The sequence below is a fragment of the Lentzea sp. NPDC051208 genome (genome assembly GCF_040682435.1).
GTDB lineage: Bacteria > Actinomycetota > Actinomycetes > Mycobacteriales > Pseudonocardiaceae > Lentzea > Lentzea kristufekii.
Genome location: NZ_JBFBAW010000007.1, coordinates 151342 through 178028, shown reverse-complemented (window position 1 = coordinate 178028; position 26687 = coordinate 151342). Strand labels below are relative to the sequence as shown.

At 70.3% G+C, this 26687-nt stretch carries 26 protein-coding genes; 15 read left to right on the top strand and 11 right to left on the bottom strand.

Annotation, left to right across the window (positions count from 1 at the left end; translation table 11 throughout):
- The first annotated feature begins 2 nt into the window (after nt 1-2).
- On the top strand, nt 3-851 hold the full coding sequence (gene rfbD, locus AB0M48_RS18700) for a dTDP-4-dehydrorhamnose reductase (protein WP_363843199.1): 849 nt from the start codon (nt 3-5) through the stop codon (nt 849-851).
- Nucleotides 852-1088: 237 nt separating this feature from the next.
- Here rfbD and AB0M48_RS18695 read toward each other — a convergent pair whose 3' ends face one another.
- The 5 genes from AB0M48_RS18695 to AB0M48_RS18675 are packed head-to-tail and all read right to left on the bottom strand — an operon-like array spanning nt 1089 to nt 6636.
- On the bottom strand, nt 1089-2180 hold the full coding sequence (locus AB0M48_RS18695; protein WP_363843196.1) for a glycosyltransferase family 1 protein: 1092 nt from the start codon (nt 2178-2180) through the stop codon (nt 1089-1091).
- A complete protein-coding gene (locus AB0M48_RS18690; protein ID WP_363843193.1) occupies nt 2181-4667 on the bottom strand; it encodes a glycosyltransferase in 2487 nt (828 codons plus the stop codon). It lies immediately after the preceding gene.
- Nucleotides 4668-4670: 3 nt separating this feature from the next.
- Nucleotides 4671-5222 carry a hypothetical protein gene (locus AB0M48_RS18685; RefSeq protein WP_363843190.1) on the bottom strand — a complete coding sequence of 184 codons (552 nt, stop codon included), beginning with the start codon at nt 5220-5222 and terminating at the stop codon, nt 4671-4673.
- The gene (locus AB0M48_RS18680) at nt 5219-5737 is read right to left on the bottom strand and encodes a hypothetical protein (RefSeq protein WP_363843187.1); all 519 of its coding nucleotides are present in this window, start codon (nt 5735-5737) and stop codon (nt 5219-5221) included. Before AB0M48_RS18680 ends, AB0M48_RS18685 begins: the two co-directional genes overlap by 4 nt.
- Entirely contained in the window at nt 5734-6636 is a 903-nt protein-coding gene (locus tag AB0M48_RS18675) for a glycosyltransferase (protein ID WP_363843184.1), read from the bottom strand. The genes AB0M48_RS18680 and AB0M48_RS18675 overlap by 4 nt, the downstream gene beginning before the upstream one ends.
- A 20-nt stretch (nt 6637-6656) precedes the next feature.
- On the opposite strand from AB0M48_RS18675, the gene AB0M48_RS18670 reads away from it, so the two are divergent.
- The 3 genes from AB0M48_RS18670 to AB0M48_RS18660 all read left to right on the top strand — a co-directional run bounded on the left by AB0M48_RS18670 (nt 6657) and on the right by AB0M48_RS18660 (nt 9717).
- Nucleotides 6657-7628: a glycosyltransferase family 1 protein gene (locus AB0M48_RS18670; protein WP_363843181.1), complete on the top strand. Its 972-nt coding sequence runs from the start codon at nt 6657-6659 to the stop codon at nt 7626-7628.
- Between the two features lie 80 nt (nt 7629-7708).
- Nucleotides 7709-8836 carry a glycosyltransferase family 1 protein gene (locus AB0M48_RS18665; protein ID WP_363843973.1) on the top strand — a complete coding sequence of 376 codons (1128 nt, stop codon included), beginning with the start codon at nt 7709-7711 and terminating at the stop codon, nt 8834-8836.
- 26 nt (nt 8837-8862) lie between these two features.
- Entirely contained in the window at nt 8863-9717 is an 855-nt protein-coding gene (locus tag AB0M48_RS18660) for a glycosyltransferase family 2 protein (protein WP_363843178.1), read from the top strand.
- Between the two features lie 597 nt (nt 9718-10314).
- Here AB0M48_RS18660 and AB0M48_RS18655 read toward each other — a convergent pair.
- Nucleotides 10315-10701, bottom strand: a complete 387-nt coding sequence (locus tag AB0M48_RS18655; protein WP_363843175.1) for a hypothetical protein — start codon at nt 10699-10701, stop codon at nt 10315-10317.
- A 101-nt stretch (nt 10702-10802) separates the two neighbouring features.
- Between AB0M48_RS18655 and AB0M48_RS18650 the strand changes: the two genes are divergently transcribed.
- The 3 genes from AB0M48_RS18650 to AB0M48_RS18640 are packed head-to-tail and all read left to right on the top strand — an operon-like array spanning nt 10803 to nt 12943.
- Nucleotides 10803-11870, top strand: a complete 1068-nt coding sequence (locus AB0M48_RS18650; RefSeq protein ID WP_363843172.1) for an NDP-sugar synthase — start codon at nt 10803-10805, stop codon at nt 11868-11870.
- Entirely contained in the window at nt 11863-12744 is an 882-nt protein-coding gene (locus tag AB0M48_RS18645; protein ID WP_363843169.1) for a DNA-3-methyladenine glycosylase 2 family protein, read from the top strand. Before AB0M48_RS18650 ends, AB0M48_RS18645 begins: the two co-directional genes overlap by 8 nt.
- A gap of 10 nt (nt 12745-12754) precedes the next feature.
- Complete coding sequence (locus AB0M48_RS18640; RefSeq protein ID WP_363843166.1) at nt 12755-12943, top strand: hypothetical protein; 189 nt, start codon at nt 12755-12757, stop codon at nt 12941-12943.
- Between the two features lie 6 nt (nt 12944-12949).
- Here AB0M48_RS18640 and AB0M48_RS18635 read toward each other — a convergent pair whose 3' ends face one another.
- The 4 genes from AB0M48_RS18635 to AB0M48_RS18620 are packed head-to-tail and all read right to left on the bottom strand — an operon-like array spanning nt 12950 to nt 16531.
- Complete coding sequence (locus AB0M48_RS18635) at nt 12950-13477, bottom strand: NUDIX hydrolase (protein WP_363843163.1); 528 nt, start codon at nt 13475-13477, stop codon at nt 12950-12952.
- Nucleotides 13474-14796, bottom strand: coding sequence for a coenzyme F420-0:L-glutamate ligase (locus tag AB0M48_RS18630; RefSeq protein WP_363843160.1), 1323 nt, complete (start codon nt 14794-14796; stop codon nt 13474-13476). Before AB0M48_RS18630 ends, AB0M48_RS18635 begins: the two co-directional genes overlap by 4 nt.
- Complete coding sequence (gene cofD / locus AB0M48_RS18625) at nt 14789-15742, bottom strand: 2-phospho-L-lactate transferase (protein ID WP_363843157.1); 954 nt, start codon at nt 15740-15742, stop codon at nt 14789-14791. The genes AB0M48_RS18630 and cofD overlap by 8 nt, the downstream gene beginning before the upstream one ends.
- 33 nt (nt 15743-15775) lie before the next feature.
- Nucleotides 15776-16531: a site-2 protease family protein gene (locus AB0M48_RS18620; protein ID WP_319985764.1), complete on the bottom strand. Its 756-nt coding sequence runs from the start codon at nt 16529-16531 to the stop codon at nt 15776-15778.
- 245 nt (nt 16532-16776) lie between these two features.
- On the opposite strand from AB0M48_RS18620, the gene AB0M48_RS18615 reads away from it, so the two are divergent.
- Nucleotides 16777-17082, top strand: a complete 306-nt coding sequence (locus AB0M48_RS18615; protein ID WP_051784712.1) for a WhiB family transcriptional regulator — start codon at nt 16777-16779, stop codon at nt 17080-17082.
- A gap of 39 nt (nt 17083-17121) precedes the next feature.
- The gene (locus tag AB0M48_RS18610) at nt 17122-20310 is read left to right on the top strand and encodes a glycosyltransferase (protein WP_363843152.1); all 3189 of its coding nucleotides are present in this window, start codon (nt 17122-17124) and stop codon (nt 20308-20310) included.
- 207 nt (nt 20311-20517) lie between these two features.
- On the opposite strand, the gene AB0M48_RS18605 is transcribed toward AB0M48_RS18610, so the two are convergent.
- Nucleotides 20518-20961, bottom strand: a complete 444-nt coding sequence (locus tag AB0M48_RS18605) for a metallopeptidase family protein (protein ID WP_319985762.1) — start codon at nt 20959-20961, stop codon at nt 20518-20520.
- Between the two features lie 93 nt (nt 20962-21054).
- Between AB0M48_RS18605 and AB0M48_RS18600 the strand changes: the two genes are divergently transcribed.
- The 6 genes from AB0M48_RS18600 to AB0M48_RS18575 all read left to right on the top strand — a co-directional run bounded on the left by AB0M48_RS18600 (nt 21055) and on the right by AB0M48_RS18575 (nt 26331).
- Entirely contained in the window at nt 21055-21414 is a 360-nt protein-coding gene (locus AB0M48_RS18600) for a DUF3499 domain-containing protein (protein ID WP_189154299.1), read from the top strand.
- Nucleotides 21415-21496: 82 nt separating this feature from the next.
- Nucleotides 21497-22849 carry a phosphomannomutase/phosphoglucomutase gene (locus AB0M48_RS18595; RefSeq protein ID WP_363843147.1) on the top strand — a complete coding sequence of 451 codons (1353 nt, stop codon included), beginning with the start codon at nt 21497-21499 and terminating at the stop codon, nt 22847-22849.
- 10 nt (nt 22850-22859) lie between these two features.
- Nucleotides 22860-23060 carry a Trm112 family protein gene (locus tag AB0M48_RS18590; RefSeq protein ID WP_189154297.1) on the top strand — a complete coding sequence of 67 codons (201 nt, stop codon included), beginning with the start codon at nt 22860-22862 and terminating at the stop codon, nt 23058-23060.
- 5 nt (nt 23061-23065) lie between these two features.
- Nucleotides 23066-24130: a hypothetical protein gene (locus tag AB0M48_RS18585; RefSeq protein WP_363843143.1), complete on the top strand. Its 1065-nt coding sequence runs from the start codon at nt 23066-23068 to the stop codon at nt 24128-24130.
- 19 nt (nt 24131-24149) lie between these two features.
- Nucleotides 24150-25364 (top strand): mannose-6-phosphate isomerase, class I, encoded by a 1215-nt coding sequence (gene manA / locus AB0M48_RS18580; protein WP_363843140.1) that lies wholly within the window; start codon nt 24150-24152, stop codon nt 25362-25364.
- A 43-nt stretch (nt 25365-25407) separates the two neighbouring features.
- Nucleotides 25408-26331, top strand: a complete 924-nt coding sequence (locus tag AB0M48_RS18575) for a cation diffusion facilitator family transporter (RefSeq protein WP_363843137.1) — start codon at nt 25408-25410, stop codon at nt 26329-26331.
- Nucleotides 26332-26687: the final 356 nt, after the last annotated feature.

Genomic DNA, 26687 nt, shown 5'->3' with positions numbered 1-26687 from the left:
CGTTGATCCTCGTTCCCGGTGGTCGTGGCCAGCTCGGCCACGACCTCGCCGCACTGTCCGCCGACGTCCGCGCGGTGTCCTCCGCCGAGCTGGACATCACGGCGGTGACGGCCGCCGATCTGGCCGGCGCCTCCGCGGTGATCAACTGCGCCGCGTACACCGCGGTCGACGCCGCCGAGACCGACGAGGAACGCGCTTTCGCGGTCAACGCCGTAGGCCCCGGTCTGCTGGCGCGGGCGTGCGCTTCCCTTGGCATCCCGATGATCCAGGTCTCGACGGACTACGTGTTCTCCGGCGACGGAGTGCGGCCGTACGAGACGACCGACCCCGTCGGCCCGAAGTCCGCTTACGGCCGTACGAAGCTCGAAGGCGAACACCGCGTGCTGGAAGCGGGCGGTTACGTCGTGCGCACCTCGTGGCTGTACGGCGTGCACGGCTCGAACTTCGTGAAGACCATGGCGGCACTGGAGTCCTCGCGGCCGACTCTGTCCGTTGTGGACGACCAGGCCGGTGCGCCGACGTGGTCGCACGACCTCGCCGCCGGGCTCCTCGAGCTCGTCTCGGTGCTGCCCGCGACGCGTCTGCTGCACGCGACCGGTGGCGGCCAGACCACGTGGTTCCGGTTCGCGCGGGCGATTTTCGAGGAGCTTGGCGCCGACCCGGCACGGGTGCAGCCGTGCACCACAGCGGAATTCCCGCGCCCGGCTCCGCGACCCGCCTACTCGGTGCTGTCGGGTGCGGCGTGGGCCGCGGCGGGACTACGCCCTTTGCCGCACTGGCGCAGCGCCCTTTCGGAGGCCTTCCGCGCAGGGGTGGTAGCTCCCCGTACCGGTGCTGCGCCATTGGAGTGACCGGTCTGGCCCCGTAGTTCCGAGTGCGGGACCCTTTTCGGCATGTTCGATTCCGGGCGCAACCCTCAGCGTCCCGCGACAGAGGATTCCGATCGGCAGCGCTTCCTGAAGTGCGTTGCTGTTGTCACGGGTTCGCGGCAGGTGTCGATGAGCCAGCTCGACAAGCGTTCACCGAGGCCGCACTCTCGGTGAAGTCGTTGGGGCGTCAGGGTTTCCTGACGCCCTCCAGCGAGCACGTCAGGCGCGGCTGCGCCGGTAGGCCTCGACCGTCTTCTCCGCGCACCGCCGCCAGGTGAACCCGGACGCGTACGCACGCCGTTCGGACTGCGCCTCGGGGGTGGTCGGCGCCGCGACGGCCCGGGCCAGGCCATCGGCCAACGCCTCGACGTCCCCGACCGGCACGTGCAGCGCGTGACCACCGGCGACCTCGCGCAACGCGGGCACGTCCGAGCACACCACCGGAACGTTGCAGGCCAACGCTTCCAGCACCGGCAGCCCGAAACCCTCGTCCCGTGACGGCAACACCAGGGCCGTCGCACCGGCCACCACCGACCGCAGGTGGACGTCCGACAGGTAGCCGGTCCGCAGCACCCGGCCCTCCACGCCGGCCCGGCCCGGCCCGACGATGACGAGCGGCGGCAGCGAAGGATCGGACGCGTGTGCCTTGACCAGGTACTCGAGGCCCTTGCGCGGTCCGTCCGCACCCACGAACAGCAGGTACTCCGAGGCCAGGCCCAGCCTGCCGCGCAACGTCGGCGACGGCGGTCGCGAGGCGAACCAGGCGGGGTCGACGCCCAGCGGCGTCACCACGATCTTCTCCAGTGGCACCGAGAACCGGTCCGCGACGACCGAGGCGACGGCCGCGGTCGGCGTGCAGATCACGTCCGCGCGCTGAGCCGAAAGCCGGACGAGCTCCGGCAACCGGCGATCCGAGTGCGGGAGATCACCGGGCGCGTCCAGGAACGCCAGGTCGTGGATGGTGACGACCTTGCCCGCCCGGATCGTCGGCGGCAGCACGAAGTTCGTGGCGTGCATGACGTCGGTGAACCCGGCCAGCATCTCGACCGTGGGGAACGGGGCGCGCAGCCACATCTGGCGCAACGCCCGTGCCGCTACGGGAAGGCCGCGCGCCGTCACGTCGTGCGGCAGCACCGTCCGCAACGCGCGCCAGCCGCGCAGGGTGAACGCCACCGCCCGCACGTCGACGTCGTCCGCCATCGACGCCAGTTCTTCGGCCAGCGCCGCTGTGTAGCGGCCGATTCCGGTGCGGTTTCCGAGCAGGGGGGTGCCGTCGAGCAGCACCTTGAGGGGTTTCGGGGATCTCGCCATTTACCTGCCACCACGCGCGATCTTGCGCAGACGCCCCGTCGCCCGCTTGGCCAACTCGGTCGGGCCACCCGCGTCCAGGTACTCGCGCACCAGGTGCAGGTCCCGCTTCACCTTGTCCGCCGTGCTCAGCCCCGGTGTGCGCACCATGGGGGCCGAGCCGGGCAGACGGTCCGCGGCGGGCCTGGGGTTGCGGCAGAACTCGGCCAGCGGCGCGAGTGCCGTCTCCCAGGTGAACCGTTCGCGTACGACGGCGATGCGCTCACGGCACGCGGCCGCGAACTCCTCGTCGTAGAGCACCTTCTCCAGCGCGTCGGCCAGTGCCTCCGGGTCCTCCGGGGGTACGACGACGCCCAAACCCTCCCGCAGCACCAGGTCCGCGAACGAGTCGCCGGAGGTGGTGACGATGGGCAGTCCCGCCCACAGGTAGTCGAGCACCCGCGTGCGGAACGCGAACGTGGTCTCCACGTGTTCGTAGTGCGTGGTGACACCGCAGTTCGCGTCGAGCAGCCAGTTCTGCCGCTCGGTGTAGGGCACCCACCCGTCGTTGAAGAACACGGTCTCGCCGGTCAGCCCCAGCTGCGCGGACAACGCCCGCGTCTGGCCGGCGATGTCCATGTCCGGGACCTCGGGGTTCGGGTGCTTCATGCCCAGGAAGTACAGCTTCGCGGACGGCTGCCGCCGGCGCAGGTGGTCCATCGCCTCGATCAGCGACAGCGGGTCGAACCAGCTGTAGACGCCACCTGCCCAGATCACGACCTTGTCCGCGTCCGTGACGCCCGGCACGACACCCTTGATCGCCGGACCGGTGCGCTGCGGCGGCTTGCCCGACAGTCCGAAGGGGACGATCCCGAGCAGCGACTGCGTCGTCGGGTCGTTGTCGTACAACGTCGGCGTGAGCCGGCCCAGCGCCGCCAGGTGGCCCAGCCAGAAGTGCCGCTGCCGTTCCGACGCGCACAGGAAGAAGTCGCCGCGTTCGAGCTGCGTGTTGAGCACCTTCGTGACGGCGGCCAGGTCGAGGGCGCGCTTGTCGTCCGGCTTGTCCTTGCCCTGTTCCAGCATCTCCAGGTGCATCGGGTCGTACATGTCGCAGACCACGATCTTGGTCGACGACTCCTTCTTCAGCTCGCCGACCATCTCCAGCCCGTGGCCCTGCAGCACCACGACGTCCGCCCAGGCGACGTGCGGCGGCAGTTCCTTCGGCCGGGCGCGCTCGATGGCGAACGGGGCGTCGGGCGGCGCGCACAGCGGGTTCGTCGTGACCAGCCGCACCTGGTGCTCGCCGGACAGCACGTCGGCCATGTGCCAGGCCCGGATCGCGGGGCCCGCCATCCGGTCCGAGATCGCGTCGCCGGTGATCACCAGGATCTTGCGCGGCTTGCCGAACACGTCGTCGAGGCCTAGGACGTCTACGAGAATGTCGTGCGCGGCCAGGTAGCGCGGCAGGGGATAGGCGGGCTCCAACGCCTTGCGCATCAACGGAACCAGGTCGGTGTCCGACATCCGGCGGGCGGCCTGCTCGACCTTGCGCGACTCGGCCAGCGACGGCATGAGCTCGACGAACTGGTCGATCGCGAGGAACCCGGCGAGCGCCTGGCGGGACACGCCGACGGGCTCGCGATCGGACGCGGGGTCGGCCGGGCGGCGGGTGATCTCCAGCTGCGTGGGATCGATCTCACCGCGTGCCGTCGCCCGGCGCACGCACAGCGCGAGCGCGGCCGGCAGCACCTTGGCCAGCGTCTCGTCCGAGAAGTTCTTGTACAGCGACATGAGCGCGTTGCGCTCCAGCAGGTACAGCTCCCGGCTCTCGTGGATGGAGCTCATCGACGCGTGGTGGCGGTGGAACGTGAGCGACGCCGGTTCGTAGCGGACCCGCCAGCCGCGCAGGTTGAGCCGCCAGCCGAGGTCGACGTCCTCGTAGAACATGAAGAACCGGTCGTCGAACCCGCCGAGCTCGCGGTAGACCTCTGCCCGCACGAACATCGCCGAGCCGGTGCCGAACAGCACGTCCTTCGGGCCGTCGTGGCTGCCGTCGTCGTCCTGCCCGGCGTGCCGCTTGTAGCCCATGCCGAACCAGGTGAGCCCGCCGTCGACGAAGTCGATCTTCTCGCCGTCCCAGTCGAGGACCTTGCTCGCGACCGACGCGACCGCCGGTTCGGAGTGGAACACCCTGATCGCGGCCTTGATCCAGTTCCGGTCCGCGCGCGCGTCGTTGTTGAGGAACGCGAGCACCCCGCCCGTGGCGTGCTCGACGCCGAGGTTGCAGCCGCCCGCGAAGCCGAGGTTCTCCGGCGAGGTGACGATCTTGACGCCGGGCAGTGCGGCCTGCAGCCGCGCGGTGTCGTGCGCCTCGTTGTCGACGACGATCACCTGGAGCAGCTCTGCCGGGTAGTCGACGTCGGCCAGTCCGCGCACGCAGGTGATGGTGTCGTCCGCACCCCGGTAGTTGACGACGACGACGGACACGACGGGCAGCGAGGCTCGATCCACGCGCTAAGCCTGCCTCATCACTCTGCGCGCCCGCAGTGTGGTTGCACAGATCAGGAGCAAAGCGACAGCGAGGGGCACCCCGAAGACCCACTCCGCGGACCAGTCGTTGCGCTCGGCGAGCAGCGGCCGCATCAGCGGGTGACGCAGGACGGTGGCCGGGCCGGGCTGCATCCTCTTGTCCTGCTCACCCCGCACGACGATCCGCAGCGCGGCGCCGTCCGGGCAGGTGACCTGGTGCGCGAAGACCGGGTTGTCCGGCCCCGGCACGTCCTCGACGCTGGTGATCACGCACGTCTGGGGCGTGGCGAGCACGTCCATCAACGCGCGATGACCGTCGCCCACGAGCACCGCTGTGCCGGGGATCACGACCATGAACGCGGGCAGCACGAGCCACGCCGGCCCGAGCTTGCCGACGCCCCACGCGAACGCCAGCGACAGCAGGCAGCACGGCACCAGCACCGCGAGCTCGTACTGCTCGGGCACGACGGCACCCAGCAGGACCGCGGCGGCGACGGCGACGAGCCCGATCACGATGAGTGGTACTGGCCGCCTCACGGCTGCTTCCTGAGCAGCCACGCGACCGGAACGAGAAGAGTCATCGCTCCGGGGACGCTTGTGACCAGGAGGAGGTTCCATCGGGTGTCGTCCGCGAACATCGGCCGCAACGGCGGCCCGGTCAGGACGTCGGCTTCGGACGTCTTCAGGCGGTCGTCCCAGTCCCGGTCCAGCTCGATCTCGCCGCTGGGGCAGGCGAGCACGTAGTCGACGCTCGGGTACTTGGCGAACGGGTGCTCGTCGGTCGCGGTGACCACGCACCGCTCGACGTGCCCGATCCGCTGCATCAGCACGCTGTGCACGCCGAACGTCAGCACGAACGGCGCCATGAGCCCGAGGACGAACGCGGGCAGCGCGATCCACTTGCGCTGGGAGAGGCCGCTGACGCCCAGGGCGTAGGCGAGGCCGCCGAGCAGACCGACGAACACCAGCCCGTAGGTCAGCGTGATGCTCACACCGACGCCGAGCACCAGCGCGGTCAGCCCGCCGGCGATCAGCAGCCAGGCCGGCCTCACCGGCCGGCCCAGTCCTGCCAGACGCTCCGGCGGGAGACCGTCGTCCTGATCATGAGCCGCTGGACGAGCGTGGCGGGGAGCCTGAGCAGCACCTCCGCCAGCACGCGGATGCGCAGTCCGAACCGGAAGTTGGCGGCGTCCGGGACGTTCCCGCGGAACGGCAGCAGCGCCGTGATCACCAGGAACCGGGCGAGCTGGGTGAAGGCCGCCGACGCGGGCGCGCACCGCAGCAGCATCAGCAGCCGGTTGCGTTCGTTCCAGCGGTGGAAGAGCACCGAACCGGGACGCGTGCTGGCGCCGTGCCGGTGCCGGACCCGGGCCGGCCCGACCGAGATCACCCGGTGGCCGGCCAGCCGCAGCCGCCAGGCCGTGTCGGTGTCCTCGTAGTAGCAGAAGAAGCTCGCCGGGACGCCGCCCACGGCCTTGAGCTCCGCGGTCCTGAGCAGCGCCGCGCCACCGCAGAACCCGAACACCTCGCGGCCTGCCAGCACGACGTCCTTGCCGTGGCCGTCCGCCGTCAGCGCCACGCCGACGGACTGCGTCGAGCCGTCCATGAGCAGGATCGACGAGGTGGCGGCCGCCGCGCCGGGCTCGCCGTCCAGAGCGCGCTCCAGTTCGGAGAGCCACGACGGGTCCGGTGCGGCGTCGTCGTTGAGCCACGCGACGTACGGGGTCTCGACCAGGTCGAGAACGGCGGCGAGCCCGCCCGCGTAACCGCGGTTGCGGGGCAGCCTCACGACCTCGTGTCCGCTGATCAGCTCGGCTGTGCCGTCGTCGGACGCGTTGTCGACGATAATTGTCCTATGTGGACTCTTCTGGGCCTCGAGGGCGTCCAGGCACGCCGTGATGTGGTCACGGCCGCGCCACGTCACGACCACCACGGTGCTGACTGCCGACACGGCGTGAGACGGTACGCGACGTGCCCGAGCTAGTAGTGCTGACCGAGCAACTGAACGCCCCGGTCCCCGGCGGGACCGGCCGCTACACGGCGGAGTTGCTCGAGGCGTTGGGGGAGAACGCCCCTCCCGGCTGGACCGTGACGACCGCGGCGACGGCCCGTGCGGACCGCGTGATCAGGGTGCCGCGCCGGGCGCTGGTGGCGTTGTGGGAACGCGGGCTGCCGCCGAAGCTCGGTCCGCACGTGCACGCCCCGACGCCGCTCGCGCCGCTGCCGGGCGCGGTCGTCACCGTGCACGACGTGGTGCCGTGGACGCACCCGGAGACGCTGACTCCGCGCGGGGTCGTCTGGCACCGCAAGGTGATCGCGCGTGCTGCGCGTGAGGCGCGCGCTCTGGTGGTGCCGACGCAGGCCGTGGCGTCCCAACTGGCGGAGTGCGTGCGTGTGGACGTGCCGGTGCACGTCGTGCCCAACGGCGTGACGCGGCTGGTCGGCTCACCGGCCGATGACCTGCCCTCGTCGTACGTGCTCGCCGTCGGCACCGTGGAGCCGCGCAAGGGCTTCGGTTTGCTGGTGCGGGCGACGGAACGGCTCCGGGTGCCGCTGGTCGTGGTCGGTCCGCCGGGATGGGGTGACGTGGACCTGCGCGCGCCGCACGTGACGTTGCTCGGCAGGGTGTCCGACGCGCGCCTCGCGTCGGTGCTGGCCGGTGCCTCCGTGCTCGCCGCGCCCAGCCTGGCGGAGGGTTTCGGGCTGCCGGTGCTGGAGGCGATGGCCGCGGGGGTGCCCGTCGTGCACTCCGACGACCCGGCTCTGGTGGAGGTCGCGGGCGGCGCCGGGACCGTCGTGCGGCGTGGCGACCTGGCGTCGTTGACGGAAGGTCTGCGGGCCGTCCTGGCGGATCCTCGTCACACGGTCGAGGCCGGGATCACTCGCGCGAGTGAGTTCACCTGGGCAAAGACGGCACAGGGAGTGTGGAAGGCACACGCTTGACGATCGGATTAGTGCATTCCCGTTAAACGCATTAGGGAATGACATTACGCTAGCTGATCGTGCCGACCGTCGAACCCAGCGTGCTGATCGACGCCACCGCGATCCCAGCAGACCGTGGTGGCGTCGGCCGTTACGTGGATTCGCTCGTCGCGGCGCTGGACGCGGACGGGACCAAGCTCTCCGTCGTCTGCCAGCAGCGCGACGAGGAACTGTTCAGCAAGATCGCGCCGAACACCCGCGTGATCCGCGCCGCGGACGCCGTCGCCACCAGGACGGCCCGGCTGGCCTGGGAACAGACGACGCTGCCGCGCCTGATCCGCACCCTCGGCGTGGACGTGGTGCACTCACCGCACTACACGCTCCCGTTGGCCGGCAAGGCCGCCTCGGTCGTGACGCTGCACGACGCCACCTTCTTCACCGACCCGGTGCTGCACTCGTCGGTCAAGGCCCGCTTCTTCCGCGCCTGGACCCGAGCGTCGTTGCGGCGCGCGGACCTCTGCGTGGTCCCGTCGCAGGCGACCGCCGACGAACTGGTGCGCGTGGCCGGAGCCGACCGCCGGGTCCTGCACATCGCGCAGCACGGCGTGGACACCGAACGTTTCCACCCGCCGTCACCGGACGAGGTTCTCGCGGTGCGCCGCACCCTGTCGCTCGGTGACACGCCGTACGTCGCGTTCCTGGGCGCACTGGAACCGCGCAAGAACGTCCCGGCGCTGATCCGCGGCTTCGCCCAGGCCATGGTGGGCCGCGCCGAACCGCCCGCGCTGGTGCTGGCGGGCCAGCCCGGCTGGGACGGCCAGGTCGAGCGCGCACTGGACTCCGTCCCGCACCGCATCCGCGTGATCCGCGCCGGCTACCTGCCGTTCGAACAGCTGGCGGGCTTCCTGGGCGGTGCCCAGCTGGTGGCGTACCCGTCGCTGGGCGAGGGCTTCGGGCTGCCGGTGCTGGAGGCCATGGCCTGCGGTGCCTGCGTGCTCACCACCAGACGCCTGTCGCTGCCCGAGGTGGGCGGCGAGGCCGTCGCGTACTGCGGCGTCGGCGCGGGCGACATCGCCGCCGCGATCGCCGAACTCCTGGACGACCCGGCTCGCCGTGCCTCGCTGGCGGCGTCGGGACAGCAACGGGCGAAGGACTTCTCCTGGGCCGTCAGCGCCGACCGCCACCGCCTGGCCTACGAGCGCGCGATGCTGGTGCGTCGCCGACGCTGAGTCGGGGCGACGCTAGGGTGACGCGCGTGAACTACGGCGACGGACTTGGTGTCGTGACGGTCACGTACTCGCCGGGCGAGACGCTGGCTCCCTTTGTGGACACCCTTGCGAAGGCCACCACCCGTCCGGCGCAGGTCATCCTCGCCGACAACGGGTCCACCGACGGCGTGCCGGAGTCCGTCGCGGCTTCGCATTCCCATGTCACTTTCCTGCCCACCGGCGGAAACCTCGGGTACGGCGGCGGCGCCAACCGCGGCGTCGCGGCGCTGGGACCCGACGTCGGGTGGGTGCTGATCTCCAACCCCGACATCGAGTTCTCGCCCGGCAGCGTGGACGCGTTGATCGACGCCGCTTCGCGGTGGCCCCGGGGCGGGATGTTCGGGCCGTTGATCCGGGAACCTTCTGGGGAGGTCTACCCGTCTGCTCGGCTGTTGCCCTCGCTTGGTCGTGGGGTTGGGCACGCGTTGTTCGGTGCTGTGTGGAAGTCGAATCCCTGGACTCGGGCCTATCGGCAGGAGAAGGCTCCTGTGGAGCGTTCTGCCGGGTGGTTGTCCGGGTCTTGTTTTCTGATGCGGCGTGAGGCTTTCGACTCCGTCGGCGGGTTCGACGAGCGGTACTTCATGTACTTCGAGGACGTCGACCTCGGGGAGCGTGTGAGTGCCGCTGGGTGGTTGAACGTGTACGTGCCTGATGCGGAGGTCACGCACATCGGGGGGCACTCGACCGCTCGGTCTTCGGATCGGATGTTGAGGGAGCACCACGCCAGTGCTTACCGGTACATGGCTGATCGGCATGCCGGGGTGTTGTGGGCGCCGTTCCGGTTGGCGTTGAAGGCTGGGCTGGCGGCTCGGGTGAAGATTCTCACTCGTAAGTCTGGGTGAGTTTCTGGGGTTCCGGGCTGTTCCTGGGGCTCCGCCCCAGACCCCGCCAATCTGATCCAAAGCCGGGGTCCACGCCACACGCGGGTAGATGGCACGCCTGTCGCTTTGGGCGGAGGCGCGTTGCGTAGATGGGCGCGTCGGTGGGGTGGCTTCGTCACGAGCCGTACCAAGAGCGGGCCACATGCCTGAAGGGGTGTCAAGCGGACGAAAAGCGTGTCCGCTTGACACCCCTTCAGGCATGCAGCAAGTGCTGTGGCACGACTCGTGACGAAGCCACCCCACCCGGACCGTTTTGGTAAGGATTGCTCGCCTTCGGCTTCGCGGGTGAGTTGCGTGCCCATTCGCGTGCGCTCGGACAGCTCGCCTGCGGCATCGCGGGTGACTTGTGTGCCCCTTGCGTGCGCTCGGACTGCTTGCCTTCGGCTTCGCGTGGGCTGACCGTGGCCGCGCTCTCTGGCGCCTTGCCTGCGGTTCGCTTGTGATCAAACGTTCTCTGGCACGCGGCAGTGTCAGACCTGCTCGCTAAGTTGGGTCGCGGGGGACCCAATCCCCAAGGGGACCCCTGCGCGAGCCTGCCCGGCGGTGCGCCGGGCCCGGTTACATCTCGCCGCTCAGCCGCTGCGACAGCGAGTTGCGCGACTGCTGGTGGTTCGAGACCGTCGGGATCAGGCCGGGGCGGACGACCTGCGTGATTTCCGCGTCATCTGCGGGGGCCTGTTGCTGCGGCATCGGCTGCGTCGGCATGGGCTGGTTCGGTGCGTGGTGCGGTGGGCGCTGCGGCTGCTGCTGGCCCATCTGGGCGGGCGCGAGGATCATGGTCGAGTCCGGGTCCCGGCGCGGGTCCACGGCGTTGACCAGCGCGCGAGGGATCTGTTGCGTGTCGGACGCGTCCATCGGGGACGTCATGTTGTCCGGCGTCACGATGTTCCGCCCACGTGCACGGGCGCGGGCGAGCATGGCGTCGGCCCGGTCGCGGGGGTCCATGTCGGATTTAGCTCCTTGCCGGGACCAGATCCCGTATGACGATCTGCTTCGTGTCAGAGTATTCCGTCGAACGGCTCGCTGTAACGCGGAGGAGGAAAAAGGTGCACGGCGTCGAAGCTGTGGTGCTGGTCGGGGGCAAGGGCACTCGTCTTCGCCCGCTGACCCTGTCCGCTCCCAAGCCCATGCTCCCTACCGCGGGGGTGCCATTTTTGACGCACCTCCTGTCGCGGATCAAGGAGGCCGGCATCACGCACGTGGTGCTGGGTACGAGTTACAAGGCCGAGGTGTTCGAGGAGTACTTCGGGGACGGATCGAGGCTCGGGCTGGAGCTCGAGTACGTGGTGGAAGAGGTGCCGCTGGACACGGCGGGCGCGATTCGCAACGTGGCGGACAAGCTGCGTGAGCCCGACGTGATGGTGTTCAACGGCGACATCCTGTCGGGCGTCGACCTGAACGGGATCATGGACACCCACCGCGAGCACGAGGCGGATGTCACGCTGCACCTGGTGAAGGTGCAGGACCCCAGGGCGTTCGGGTGCGTGCCGACGGACGACGAGGGGCGCGTCCAGGCGTTCCTGGAGAAGACCGAGAACCCGCCGACGGACCAGATCAACGCTGGTTGCTACGTGTTCCGGCGTGAGGTGATCGACGCGATTCCCGCCGGCCGGCCGGTGTCGGTGGAGCGCGAGACGTTCCCCGGTCTGCTGGAGGCCGGGAAGAGGTTGCAGGGGCACGTGGACGCCACGTACTGGCTGGACCTCGGCAAGCCCGAGGCGTTCGTGCAGGGGTCCGCGGACCTCGTGCGCGGCGTCGCGCCGTCGGCGGCAGTTGCACAGCCTGGCGACTACTTGGTGCTCGACGGCTCTGCGGTGCACGAGGGTGCAACGCTCAAGGGCGGCAGCACGGTCGGTGCGAACTGCACGGTTGCGGAAGGTGCTGTGCTCGATGGCGCGATCCTTTTCGACGGTGCCGTTGTCGGCGAGGGCGCCTTGGTCGAGCGTTCGATCGTGGGTGCCGGTGCGCTCGTGCAGGCCGGTGCGGTCCTCAAGGACGCCGTGGTCGGCGACTCCGCGGTGATCGGTGCGCGGTGCGAGCTGATCGGGGGAGCGCGGGTGTGGCCGGGCGTCGTGCTGCCCGAGGCCGGCGTGCGCTTCTCGACGGATGCCTAGCAGAGCCTGGACTCCACCGTTCCCACTCGATCTGGGCGCGGTGCTCGGCAGGTTGCGCCGCGGGCCCGGCGATCCGTCCTTCAGCGCGGAGGGCGGCGTCTGGTTCGCGGCGAACACGCCGTGCGGGCCCGGCACGCTGCACATCACCAGGACAGGCGGTGAGGTGCTGGCGGAAGCGTGGGGCGAGGGCGGGCCGTGGCTGCTCGACGGCCTGCCCGCCCTGCTCGGCGCGGACGACACGGTGGACGAGTTCGTCGCGCACCACCCGATCATCGCCGAGTCGCGCAGGCAACGTCCCGGGCTGCGGCTCGGCGCCACCGGACGCGTCTGGGACCTGCTGTTCGCCTCGATCCTGGAGCAGAAGGTCACCGGCGTGGAGGCCTTCCGGACGTGGCGCGAACTGGGCCGCAGGTTCGGTGAGAGCGCTCCCGGTCCGAAGCCGCTGAAGGTTCCGCCGACACCGCAACGGTTGCTGGGCCTGCAGGACTGGGAGTGGCACCAGTGCGGCCTCGACGGTGCCCGCCGCCGGACGCTGATCAACGTCGCGCAGGTCGCGCACCGGCTGGAGAAGGCCGCCGAGATGCGCAGCCGTGAGCTCCTCGAAAAGGTGCCCGGAGTGGGCGTCTGGACGTCGGCCGAGGTGGCGCAACGGGCCTGGGGCGACCCGGACGCCGTGAGCGTCGGCGACTTCCACGTCGCCAAGAACGTCACGTGGGCCTTGACCGGCACGCCGGGCGACGACGACGGCATGATGGAGCTGCTGGAGCCCTACAAGCCGCAGCGCCACCGCGCGGTCATGTACCTGACGGCGGCCGGCCTGCATCGGCCGCGGCGAGCACCGAGGTTCTCGCCGCGCGACTACCGCAAGTTCTGAGGGAGCTTCGTTGGCGAAGCGGCAGTACGTGGCTCGGGGCGTGCCCGGCGGCTACCGGATCTGGAACAACAAGTCGCGGCGGTGGTGGGGCGACCACTACGAACTGTGCCCCGACGACCTCCTCGCCGAGCTGAACGGCGCCGCCGATCCCGCACGGATCACCGCCCTGCTCAAGCGCTACCGGGCGCTCCGGCGCTGAGAATGGCTAACGCAGGCGCGCGAGAGCGCTCTCGATCAACGGGTGCAGGTCGTCCACGTTGTCCGGCAACGAGTCCAGCGGCCACCACTGCAGGTCGACCGACTCGGCGGAGCGCACCGGCTGTGCGCCGACGGGGGCGCGCACCAGGAACCGCACGTCGAAGTGCCGCGTCGGCTTGCCGAGCGAGCACGTGATCGGGTGCACGTCGAGGTGGATCGGCGTCGGCTCGATCCGCAGCCCGCGCATGCCGGACTCCTCGGTCGCCTCGCGCAGAGCCGCCGCGGCCAGGGTCTCGTCCTCGGGCTCGCAGTGGCCGCCCAGCTGCAGCCACCGGCCCACGCGCGGGTGCAGCGTCAGCAACGCGTGCTCCGCGGTGGCGTCCAGGACCAACGCGGAGGCCGTGATGTGTCCGGGCTCGCAAGAGCGTCGGCAGGCGTCCTCGCGGGCGGCCAGGAAGCCCAGGTAGGCCTCGCGCAGGGCGTCCTGTCCCGAGAACCGGCTCAGCGTCGAGACGGCGTCGGCGTGCAGTGTCACAGCTCGATCAGCCCTTCCAGCGGTTCGCGCGGCGTCAGCGGCTCGGTCGGGTGCCCGACCGCGACGGCGCCCAGCGGTTCCCAGTCGTCAGGAACACCCAGCACGGAACGCACGACGTCCGCGCAGAAGATCGTCGACGACACCCAGCACGAGCCGAGCCCCTCGGCGGCCAGCGCCACCAGCAGGCCCTGCACGGCGGCGCCACCGGCGACCGTGAACATCGTCTTCTCGGCGTCCGCGCGGCGGTCGTCGGGGTAGGAGTGCGCGCCGTCGCGCACCAGGAACGGCACGACGATCTCCGGCGCCTCCACCAGCAGGTCGCCCCGGCGCACCCGGCGCGCGATCTGCTCGTCGGTGAACCCGTCGGCGCGCAGGTCGGCTTCCCACTGCTCGCGCATGGCCTTCAGCAGTTCCGCGCGCTTCTCCCGGACCAGCACGAACCGCAGCGGCTTCGTGTGGTGTGGCGCAGGCGCGGTCAGCGCCGCACCGACCGCGCGCTTCAGGACAGCGACGTCGACGGGCTCGTCCGAGTAGAACCGCACGGACCGGCGCATCAGCACGGCCTGCGCACGACCGGCCGCGAGTGCCTCCTCCGTGCCGAGGCTGAAGAGGTCCTCCTCGACCGGCCGGTTCAGGTCACGGGCCGTGGAACCGTCGTCCACCACGTCGAACCCGCGCAGCACCGCCACCGGCACCGCGCCGAGCTTGCCCTTCACCAGGTCGGCGGCCGCGGCGATCTCGTCGGCGATGGCGACCATCGTCACGGCGAGCTGGTTGCCGTGCTCGTCCACCGCACCCGCGTAGTCGTGCAGCACGCGGATGCCGGACGCGCCGATCGCGGCGTCGGTCTGGCCCATCCGCCACGCGCGGCCCATCGTGTCCGTGATCACCACGGCGACCTCGACGCCCAGCGACTTCCTCAGCGCGGCGCGCAGCGATGCCGCGGAGCCGTCCGGGTCCACGGGCAGCAGCGCGATCTCGTCGCCCGCCACGTTCGAGGCGTCCACACCGGACGCGGCCTGCACGATGCCGAGCTTGTTCTCGGTGATCAGCGTGCGCATCTTGCGGGCGAGCACCCGCACGGACTCCGCGTCGACGTGCTCGCGCCGGATCCTGTCCCGTTCCACCGGATCGGCCGGCACGCGGACGAGCCGTCCCTCTACTTTGGACAAGACCTTGGACGTGACGACCAGCACGTCGCCGTCGCGCAGCCAGGGCGCGGCCTTCGCGATCGCGCCGGCCAGGTCGTCGCCGGGGCGGAATTCCGGCAGGCCGGGGACCGGCAGCAGCTCCAGCGCCGCCGCGGCGTGATCAGTCAACGTCGACTCCGGCCAGTTCCAGCGCGGCGCGGGCCATCTGCGCCGTGGCGTCCACATCGGACATCAGCAGCGGAACGGCGCGGACCCCGACACCCGGCACGTCCGCGCGGTCGCCGGTGTGCACCAGCCACGCGTCGAGGATGCCGTCCTCGGAACACTTGCGGGAGCCGTAGAGCCGCCCGACCGCCTCGGCCGAGGTCTCCACGCCGATCGCGTCCAGGCAGGCGTCGGCCATGCCCCGCAACGGTTTCCCGCCGATGATCGGCGACAGGCCCACGATCCCGGCCTCGGTCTTGCGCAGCGCGTCGCGCACTCCGGGCACGTTGAGGATCGTGCCGATGCTCACCACGGGGTTGGACGGGGCCAGGACCACCGCGTCGGCCTCGCCGATCGCGTCCAGCACACCGGGCCCTGCGGTGGCGCTCTCGGCGCCGACGAACGCGAACGACTGCGCGGGCAGACCGGCCCGGTGCTTGACCCACCACTCCTGGAAGTGGATGGCCTTCGTCTCACCGTCGAGCTCGACGACGACGTGCGTCTCGACCCGGTCGTCCGACATCGGCAGCAGCTTCACGCCCGGCTTCCACCGGTCGCACAGGGCCTCCGTCACGGCGGACAGCGGATAGCCGGCGCGCAACATGCGGGTGCGAACGAGATGCGTCGCGATGTCCCGGTCGCCCAGGCCGAACCACGAAGGTTCGGCGCCGTACGCCGCGAGCTCCTCCTTGACGGTCCACGACTCGCCCTCGCGGCCCCAGCCGCGTTCGACGTCGATGCCACCGCCCAGCGTGTACATGCAGGTGTCGAGGTCGGGCGTGATGCGCAGCCCGTGCATCCACACGTCGTCGCCGGTGTTCACCACCGCCGTCACGTCTGCTCCGAGAGCTTTGAGTCCCTGCAGGAACCTCGCGCCGCCGACCCCGCCGACGAGTGCTACGACCTTCACGCCCGCCCATGCTTCCACAGCGCGGTGAGTGGCCTACAGGGAGCGCCAGAACGAGAACGTCGCGGAGCCGAGGTACGCCGCGAACGAGTCGCCGCCGACGAGCTGGAACAGCCAGGTCGACACCTCGAAGAAGAGTCGGCTGACCTCGGAGAAGCCGATCAGGACGGCGAACAGGACCAGCGGCGCCCACGGCCGGGCCTTCGCGCCGAACTGCTGCGCCGAGTAGGGGAGGAACGGCTCCAGGGCACCCCAGCCGTCCAGACCGGGAATCGGCAGGATGTTCAGCACGAACGCGAACACCTGCAACAAAGCAAGGTACGAAATCGCGGCGGCGAGGGCGGCGGGCGGCGAGAAGATCGTGACGACCAGCGCGAGCAGGACGCCGATCACGAGGTTCGAGATCGGGCCCGCGAGTGAGACCAACGACTCGATCTTCTTCGACCGGAGGGCGTGGTGGTTGATCCACACCGCGCCACCCGGAAGTGGGATTCCGCCCATGACCAGCAGCACGAGCGGCAAGACGATGCTGAGCACGGGATCGGTGTAACGACGGATGTCGAGGGTCAGATAACCCTTGTCGCGTACGGAAAAATCGCCGCCCTTGTACGCGACGGCGGCGTGTCCGAACTCGTGCAGGCACAGCGTCACCGCCCACCCGGCGAGTACGAAGAGGATGGTGCCCGAGATGATGGCGACGTCACCTTCGAGCAGGGTGAGCGCAGCTCCGGCGACGGTTGCCGCGAGCAGGCCGAGGAACAGTGGGCTGGGGCGAACCGCTGATCGCTTCACCCCTCCAGTGTGGCGTGTCGGCCGGCGTGGTGGGCCGTTCGGGGACGCCTTGCGACACCTGAATCACTGTCTGTGCAGTCAGTCAAGGTTTTTGCGGCCATCTGCGGGAATATCCCCCGACGTGTGGACTCGGCTTGACCGCCCGCTGTGACGCAGGTGTAATCACATCGGTGTCATTCGTCGTTGTGGGAACGGCGACTGGCGTCCGCCAACCGGGGAGAGCGGAAGGCGAGGAGGCGGACGAAATGCAGGAATTCGAAGAGCTCGAAGAAGATCACGTCACGCAGCCGGTCGTACAGGGCGAGCTGTCGTACCTGTTCGACCCTGCCGACGAGCAGGACTGGCAGGAGCGTGCGCTCTGCGCCCAGACGGATCCCGAGGCGTTCTTCCCCGAAAAGGGTGGTTCGACGCGGGAGGCCAAGCGCATCTGCCTGGGCTGCGAGGTTCGTTCGGAGTGCCTGGAGTACGCACTCCAGCACGACGAACGCTTCGGCATCTGGGGCGGTCTCTCGGAGAGAGAACGCCGCAAGCTGAAGAAGCGAGCCGTCTAGTCGGTCAGAAGCGTGATCTTTCTGCCTTAACTTGAGGGCGTGACAAGCCCTCACCCGAGGCTCCGGACAGCGCCGGTGCTGTGCGTCCTGGTCTGCCACGACGGCGACCAGTGGCTCAGCACGGCGCTGTCTGCCTTGCGGCGCCAGCGAATTCGTCCCCGGCACGTGATCGCGGTCGACACCGGATCGACTGATCGGACGGCAAAAGTCCTGGCGGAGGCCGGAGATCTGCTGGACGGAGTCCTGACCGCGCCGCGTGGCACGGGCTACGGCACCGCAGTGCGCCTCGCGGTCGAGCACGCCGTCGAACGGTGGGGCGACCCGGGCAAGTGGCTGTGGCTGCTGCACGACGACAGCGCACCCGAACCGGACTGCCTGGCGGCTCTGCTGACCGCGGCCGAGGTGTCGCCGTCGGTCGCCGTGCTCGGTCCGCTGTGCCTCGATTGGGTGGATTCTCGTCTGGTCGTCGAGGCGGGTCTCTCGACGGATTCTTCAGGACATCGACAGACTGGTCTGTCCTCCGCGGAACATTCCGCATCGTTTCAGCAGAGCACCGAGGTTCTCGCCGTATCGTCCGCCGGATCGTTGATCAAACGTGAGGTGTGGCACTCGCTCGGCGGTTACGACGAAGCGATGCCGCTGCTGCGCGATGATCTCGACTTCGGCTGGCGCGCTAATCGCGCGGGTCATTTGGTCCTATGCGTACCCGTCGCACGCATGCGACATGCGCGCGCCGCTACTAAAGGCGCACGCCGTTTGGACGCGGCGATGGCACGGCCCGGTCCGTCATTTCGTGGCGTCGACCGTGCGCACGGCATGCGTACATTTTTGGTCAATTGTTCAACTTTGTCGTTTCTCGTCGGAGTGCCGCGGCTGCTGTTCCTGTCGCTGCTGCGGGCCCTCGGCTTCCTGCTGCTCCGGCGTTTCGCGGACGCACACGCCGAAGTCGGCGCGGCCCGCTACCTCCTGACGCGGGGCCGTTTGCTGCGGGGACGGCGTGCCCGTCGCGGTTCCGCCGTCGTGCGCGGCCTCTTCACCAGCAGACTCACCCGGCTGCGCAACGCCGTGCGCGCCGGCGCCGCCTTCCTGATCCGCCGCCGGGTCGAGGCCGACGCCGCGCTGGGTCGTTTGCCCGCAACCGATTCCGGTTCGGCGTGGCTCGAACCGTCCGAAGTGGACTCCCGCCTCGTCGGCCCGTCCGCTCTGCCCGCCGGCGCGTCCCGCGGTCGTCCGCGTGTCGCCGGTCTGCGCCGTCCGCCCGTCGTCGTTCCCGTCGACGCCGCGCTGCCCGGCGCTCTGCGTCCTTCGCCGCGGCCCCGTCCGTCGCCCGGCCCGCGCGCCGGCTCCGGCATGGTCTTCGTCGAGGTCGACCAGTCGCGGGTGCTGCGCTCCCTGCTGCTGGCGCCCCCGGTGCTGTTGCTGCTGTCGCTCTCGGCCGTCGCGGTGATCGCCAACTGGTCCAGGCTCGGGCTCGACCTCGCGGGCGGCCGGCTGCTCCCGGTCGGATCGGTGGGGTCGGTCTGGTCGACCTACCTGTCCTCCTGGCACCCGGTCTTCGGTGGCACGGCGGCGCCCGCACCCGCGGCGTTGGCCGTCCTGGGTCTGATCCCCGGCGGACCGTCGTTCGCCGTCGCCCTGTTGTTGCTCGGCGACATCCCCCTCGCCGCGTTGTCGGCCTACATCGCGTCACGCGGCTTGCGCGTACGCCGTTCCGTGCGCGCGGTGGTGGCGGCCTTCTACGGCCTGCTGCCGGTCGCGACGACCGCCGTGGCCGAAGGCCGTCTGGACGTCGTCGTTGTGCACATCGTCACGCCCGTGGTCTTCGCAGGCGTGTACGCCGTCTTGCGCGCGTCGTCCACGCACGCCTGGTTGCCCATGGCCTCGGGCACCGCCATCGGTGTCGCGATCCTCGGCGCCTTCTCACCGCTGACCCACGTCGTGGTGATCATCGGCGCACTGGGCGGCTTCATCGCGGTGACCGGTGGTGCGCGCAGGATCGCGGCTCTGTTCGTGATCGTGCTTCTGCCCATGGGCCTGCTTCTGCCGTGGCCCGCCGTCTTGCTGCAACACCCGGAGATGGTCCTCAACGGCCTTGGCGCCGCGTTCGAGTCGCCACCGCCGAACCTGATCGTGTGCTCGGTCTTCGTGGCCGCCGCGTTCGCCGCCGCCGTCCTGCGGCCGAACGCCTCGATGTTGCCCGGCCTGACGGTGATCGTGCTGGCCATCGGGGCTCTGGCGGCGGTGGCCGCGGTGGGTGCCTGGCCCGGGACGCCGCTGGTGATCTTGGCCTGGGGACTGGTCTGCGTGGTGCTCGCCGGGTGCCAGCGCGGGGTGCAGCCCGGTGTGGCCGGGCGGGCCGCCGTCCGGCGGGCCGTGTACGTCGTCGGCGTGGTGACTCTGGTCAGTCTCGGAGTGGCCGGGTTCCTGGACCTGCGGTCCGGGCCTTTGAAGGCCGACGGCGGGCTTGCGTTGAATGCTTCGCTGACCGCCGAGTTGGAGCGGACCGGGCGCTCGGTGCTGATCCTCGGGTCGCCTGTGCGTCAGGTTGCCGGACGGATGCCTGCGTTCGGGGACGACGATCTGGTGCCCACGGTGTCGTCGCCTGCTCGGTTGCGGCGGTGGAACTCCTCGTTGCTCGACGGGGCGGCGCCGGCGGTGAAGGTGGCGCTGGGGCAGGCCGCTTCGTCCGGTGTCGCGTTCTTGGTGCTGCCGTCTGAGGAGGCGTCCGCTCGGGTTCGGTCGGCTGCCGGGGAGTTGGTGTCGGAGGCGCCGCGGGCTTCGGGCGGGCGGCCTGTGTTGCGGATGCGGCTGGTTGCTGACACCGGGGTGTTGCTGGCGCCTGATCTTGCTCGTCGGGCTCGTACCGGCGGGGAGCCGCCGTCTGAGCTTGGTGCTGACGGGGTGGCGCCGGTGAACGTGTCCCTGCCTGATGTGGCTGTTCGGGTTTCGCCCGGTGGGGAGGGGCGGGTGCTGGTGCTCGCCGCTGAGGACGAGCCCGGCTGGCAGATTTCCGTGGACGGGGCCGCGGTGCCTGTCGTCCGGGCCTGGGGGCATCTGGTCGGGGTGCCGTTGCCGTCCGGTGGGGCCGAGGTCCGGGTTTCCGTGTCCAGCACGTTGCGGGACTTCTTGTTGCTCGGTCAGGCCGCGGCGGCGTTGTTCACGTTGCTGACCGCTGTGCCCACTCGGCGGCGGACTCCTGGGGCCCCGCCCCAGACCCCGCCGATGTGATCCGAAGCCGGGGCCACGCCGCACGCGGGTAGGGGCACGCCTGTTGAGTTGGGCGCAGGCGCGTTGCTGCGTGTGGCGCGTCGGTGGGGTGGCACGACTCGTGACGAAGCCACCCCACCCGGAGCGTTCGGTGACGACGGCTCGTCTTCGGCTTCGCGCGCGATCAGGGCGCGTGGGCGCGCTGAACTGCGGGGTGTGAGAGGGGTCTCAGCCCTCGTCCACCACGTCCGGGTCGAGGCCCAGGTAGTTCGCGATCTGCTCCACCAGCACGTCGTGCACCAGGTCGGACAGGTCGGCGCCGTCCTTCGCGCGGGCTTCCAGCGGGCGGCGGTACAGGACGATGCGGGCGCGGTTGTCCGAGCCCGCGGGCAGCAGGCGGGCCAGGGGGACGTTGCCGTCCTCCACCACGCCGTCCTCGCCCTCCACCTGGACGTCCGGCACGTCGTCGACTGCCACGTCCAGTTGTGTGAGTTCGGTGCGCCAGCGCGCCTCGATGGGCTCCAGGGCCTCGATGACCAGGGCGTCGAAGCGTTCGGCCCGGGAGCGGGCCGCCGGGAGCGTGGCCGGGTAGAGAGGGCCGCGCAGGCCCCGTCCGTGCCGGTCGCGGTTGCGTCGGCGCGGCGAACCCTGCCGCTGAGAACCCCGTGCCATCACCACAACCAAGCAGCCTAGTTGCTACCCCTGACGACTAAACACAGCGTGCCTCACACACAGCCTCCCGAGGACGCGCTATCGTCCCCGATCGTGCGGAGCGTGAGACGGTGCTCGCGAACCGGGTGTGCTAACCCGGCTGTCGCCACGCTCACCTACGCCTATGCGGACTCCACCGCGGTCGTCGGGCCGCTTGCCACGTACTCCGAACCGCACAGCTACGACCTGTGCGAGGAGCACGCCTTGCGGCTCACTGCGCCGCGGGGTTGGGAGGTCGTGAGGCATCAGGGTGAGTTCGCGGCGCCCGAGCCGACTGTGGACGACCTGACGGCCCTGGCCGAGGCCGTGCGGGAGGCTGGGCGGGCTGATGTGAGCCCGAAGCTGCCCGATGTGCCTGCGGGCTCTCATCGGCGTGGCCACCTGCGGGTATTGCCCGATCCGCACGAGGACTGACTGACCACACGCACCACTAATCTTCTCGCCGGTAGGCTGCCCTGGCAGTGGCCGTCAAGAGCGAGTTTCGGGAGTGTGCGGCGTGCGTGACCTGTCCGGCATCGTCAAGGCGTACGACATCCGCGGGGTGGTCGGCGAACAGCTGGACGCCGGCTTGGTCCGCGACTTCGGCGCCGCCTTCGCGCGCCTGGTCGGTGGACCGGCGATCGTGATCGGTCACGACATGCGTGACTCCTCGCCGGGGCTGTCCCGTGCGTTCGCCGAGGGTGCTCAGGCCCAGGGCGTCAACGTGATCAGCATCGGCCTGGCCAGCACCGACATGCTCTACTTCGCGTCCGGCAAGCTCGACCTGCCCGGCGCCATGTTCACCGCGAGCCACAACCCGGCGCAGTACAACGGCATCAAGATGTGCCGCGCGGGTGCCTCGCCGGTCGGCCAGGACACGGGTCTCGCGCAGATCCGCCAGGACGCCGAGAACCAGGTCCCCGACGTCGAGGGCGTCGAGCCCGGCACGTTCGAGGAGCGCAACATGCTCGTCGAGTACGCGGCGTACCTCAACGACCTGGTCGACCTGAAGAACATCCGCCCGCTCAAGATCGTGGTGGACGCGGGCAACGGCATGGGCGGCTACACGGTGCCGCAGGTCTTCGAGGGCCTGCCCATCGAGGTGATCCCCATGTACTTCGAGCTGGACGGCAGCTTCCCGAACCACGAGGCGAACCCGCTCGACCCCAAGAACATCGTCGACCTGCAGGCCCGCACGAAGGCAGAGGGTGCCGACGCCGGTGTCGCGTTCGACGGCGACGCGGACCGCTGCTTCGTCGTGGACGAGAACGGCGACCCGGTCAGCCCGTCGGCGATCACCGCGCTGGTGGCCGTGCGCGAACTCGCGAAGGACCCCGGCGGCACGATCATCCACAACCTGATCACCTCGCACGCCGTGCCGGAGATCGTCGCCGAGCACGGCGGCAAGCCCGTGCGCACGCGCGTCGGCCACTCGTTCATCAAGGAGGAGATGGCCAGGACCGGCGCCATCTTCGGTGGCGAGCACTCCGCGCACTACTACTTCCGCGACTTCTGGAAGGCCGACACCGGCATGCTGGCCGCGCTGCACGTGCTGGCCGCGCTCGGTGAGCAGGACGGCCCGCTGTCTGCGCTGACCTCGATCTACAACCGCTACGCAGCCTCCGGTGAGATCAACTCGACGGTCACCGACCAGGCCGGTCGGATCGCCGCGATCAAGGACGCGTACGGCTCCAAGGACGGCGTCACGATCGACGAGCTGGACGGTCTCACCGTGCAGCTGGCGGACGGGTCGTGGTTCAACCTGCGTGCCTCGAACACCGAGCCGCTGCTGCGCCTGAACGTCGAAGCCGCCACCCCCGAGGCCGTCGCCGCGCTCAGCGACGAGGTCCTCGCGATCGTGCGGGCCTGAGGAGAACATCGTGGCCGTCAAGCTCGAAGAGCAGTTGCTGGAAATCCTCGCCTGCCCGTGCCCCGAGCACGCGCCGCTGCAGGTCGGTACGCCGTCCGACCCGGAGGCGGACTTCCTCACGTGCACTGCGTGTGGTCGTTCGTTCCCCGTGCGCGACGGCATTCCGGTCCTGCTGCTGGACGAGGCGGTCGAGCCGCCGTCGGCTGGGTGACGTAGGTGCTCGACGACACGCTGCTCGACGACCAGAGCCGCCTCGCCGACGCCGACACGGGCGGCTGGCTGCGCGCCGCCGCACGCGCGGGGGCACAGGTCCGTTCCACCGCCGAGGCCGCGGCCGAGGCGGGGGTGGAGCGGATCTTCGCCGAACGCCCGCGCGCGGTGGTGCTCATCACCCGGCCCGGCCACTCGGTCGCCGTCGCCGCCGTCGTCATGGCGTTGCTCGGTCCCGGCTGCTCGGTGCCGGTCGTGGTGTCCGACGAGGTGCCGCCGTGGGTGGGCGCTCTCGACGTGGTGCTGGCCCACACCGAGGACCCCGGTGACCGGGTGCTCGCCGAGTCGATCGACCGGGCCGTCCGCAGGGGCGCCCGCACACTGCTGACGGCGCCGGACTCCGGTCCGATCGCCGCGGCCGCCGCCGGCCGTGCCGTGCTGCTGCCGCCCCGCATCGACGTACCACCGGGCTTCAGCTTCCCGCGCGCGTTCGCCGCGTGGCTGCTGGTGCTGCACTCGCTCGGCCTGCTCAAGGCCGACGTCGAACTGATCGCCGACGAGCTCGACCGCGAGGCCGAGCGCGACCACCCGATGCACGAGTCGTTCGTGAACCCGGCGAAGTCGCTCGCGTTGCGCGTCGCCGACCGCACGCCGCTGCTGTGGGGCCTCGACGAGGTCGCCACGTCGATCGGTGTGCACGGCGCCGGCGTGCTGGGAGCTTTCGCCGGCGTGGCCTGCGACGTCGCCGGGTACTCGCAGGCGCTGACCCGCCCGGTCCTGCACCGCCGCGCGGTGCAGGGGACCTCGGGTGCGGACCTCTTCGCCGACCCGGACGACGAGCCGGGCAGCGGACTCGTGCGCGTGCTGTTGCTGGCCGTGCGCCAAGGCCCCGTGGCCGATGCCGTGCGCCACGCCGCCGAGGACGCCCTGCCGGGCGCGGACGTGCTGGAGCCGGCCGTCGAGGTGGCGGGAGGCGACGCGGTCAGCGCCGCGCTGCTCGCGCTGCGCTTCGAACTGGCCGCGCTGTACCTCGGGCTCGCCGCCGGGACTCTCGGCGGCAACCCGTACTGATTTGGGAGCTGACTTAGAAGTGGACCTGCTGCACAACGCGGTAAGGCCGTACGCGTGGGGTTCGCGCACGGCCATCGCCGAGCTGCTCGGGAAGGAGGTGCCCGCACCCCATCCCGAGGCCGAACTGTGGATGGGCGCCCACCCCGGCGACCCGTCCCGCGTCCGTGGCGCGGACGGGATCGAGCGCTCGCTGCTCGACCTGCTGACGGCGGACCCCGACGGCCAGCTCGGCCCGCGCGTGGCGCAGAGGTGGGGCAGCAGGCTCCCGTTCCTGCTCAAGGTGCTCGCCGCCGACGAGGCGCTGAGCCTGCAGGCACACCCGTCGGCCCAGCAGGCGGCGGAGGGCTTCGCGGCCGAGGAGCGCCGCGGCGTTCCGCTCGACGCCGCGGTCCGCAACTACAAGGACCCGGCCGCCAAGCCGGAACTGGTCTGCGCCCTGACCGAGTTCCACGCCCTGGCAGGCTTCCGCGAGCCGTCGCGGACGGTCTCGTTGCTGCGCTCGCTGGACGCGCCCGCACTCTCGCCGTACACCGAGATGCTGGTCGCGCAGCCGGACTCGTCAGGCCTGCGCGCGTTGTTCACGATGCTGATCACGCTGCCGCAGACGTCGCTGTCGACGCTGCTCCCGCAGGTGCTGGACGCGTGCGTGCTGCACGTGAAGGAGCACGGCGAGTTCGACCTGGAGTGCCGCACGATCCTGGAGCTGGGCGAGTCCTACCCCGGCGACGCGGGCGTGCTCGCGGCGCTGCTGCTGAACCGCATCGTGCTGCAGCCGGGCGAGGCCATCCACCTGCCCGCCGGCAACCTGCACGCCTACCTGCGGGGCACCGGCATCGAGATCCTGGCGAACTCGGACAACGTCCTGCGCTGCGGCCTCACTCCGAAGCACGTCGACGTGCCCGAGCTGCTGCGAGTGCTCGACTTCACGTGCGGTGACATGGAAGTGCTGCTGGGCGAGGAGGTCCAGCCCGGCGTCCGCGTGTACCGCACACCCGCGCCGGAGTTCGAACTGTCCAGGTTGGACCTGGCCCACGAGACCCGGATCGACCACGAGGGTCCGCAGATCATGATTTGCACCGAGGGCGCCGTGGTACTCACCAACGCCCGTGGCGAGGAGTTGCGGCTGGCGCGTGGCGAGTCCGTGTGGCTCCCCGCGTCGGATCCGGCCGTGCTGCTGCGACCGGATGGTGTTGAATCCGCTGAACTTTTCCGCGCCACGGCCGGAACAGACTAAGGTTCACGACCGGACAAACCGGACTTGTTGCGAGGAGACAGGCGTGTCAGCAGGGGGCGGAACCAAGGCCATTGTCGCGGCCTTGGTCGCGAATGCCGGAATCGCGGTGGCCAAGTTCATCGGATTCCTGATCACCGGCTCGTCGTCGATGCTCGCCGAGTCGGTGCACTCGGTCGCCGACACGTCGAACCAGGGCCTGTTGCTGCTCGGCCAGAAGACGGCCCAGCGCAAGGCGACCAGGCTCCACCCGTTCGGCTTCGGCCGCGACCGCTACTTCTGGTCGTTCGTGGTGGCGCTGATGCTGTTCACCCTCGGCTCGGTGTTCGCGCTGTACGAGGGCATCCACAAGCTGCAGCACCCCGAGGAGCTCTCCAGCCCGCTGGTGGCGGTCGGCATCCTCGTGGTCGCGATCGGCCTGGAGTGCTACAGCTTCTACACCGCGATCGTCGAGTCGAAGAAGATCAAGGGTGACGCCACCTGGTGGCAGTTCATCCGCAACTCCCGCACGCCGGAACTGCCGGTCGTGCTGCTGGAGGACGCGGGCGCGCTGATCGGCCTGGTGCTGGCGCTGATCGGCGTCAGCCTCGCGACGATCACCGGCAACCCGGTCTTCGACGCGCTCGGCACCATCGCCATCGGTGTGCTGCTCGGCATCATCGCGATCATCCTGATCATCGAGATGAAGTCGCTGCTGATCGGTGAGGGCGCGGCCGACAAGGACCTCGACGTGATCATCGACGAGCTGGCCGCCGGCAAGGTCCAGCGGGTCATCCACATCAAGACGCAGTACATCGGGCCGGAGGAGCTGCTGGTCGCGGCGAAGATCGCGCTGGCGCCGCAGCTGTCGCTCGACGAGGTGGCTCAGGCGATCAACGACGCGGAGCAGCGGGTGCGGGCCAAGGTGCCGCACGCCCGGCTGATCTACCTGGAGCCGGACCTGGACCGGTCCACGGTCTCCAGCTCCTGATCTGACGTTCTTCGAAGCCGCTCCGGGTGTTCTGCCCGGGGCGGCTTCGTCGTGTCAGCGGGTGTCGCGGGTGCGGTACCGGTCGATGAACACGACGAGCAGGGTGACCGCTGCGAGGAACACGCCGCCGAAGAGCTGATGTCGCCAGGTGGATCCTGGCGGCAGGTCCTGGCGCCTCGCGGCGGGGCGCGTCGTTGACCCGGACGTCCGAACGGATCTGCGGCTACAGCGAGATCAATCCCACGACCAAGCCGATGACGCCCGTCACGATCCCCATCACGTCGGCAGCGGCAGCCATCGGGCGAGTGGGGCACGGCGATCACCCGTGACCAGTGTGATCACCGTCCGGAACAACC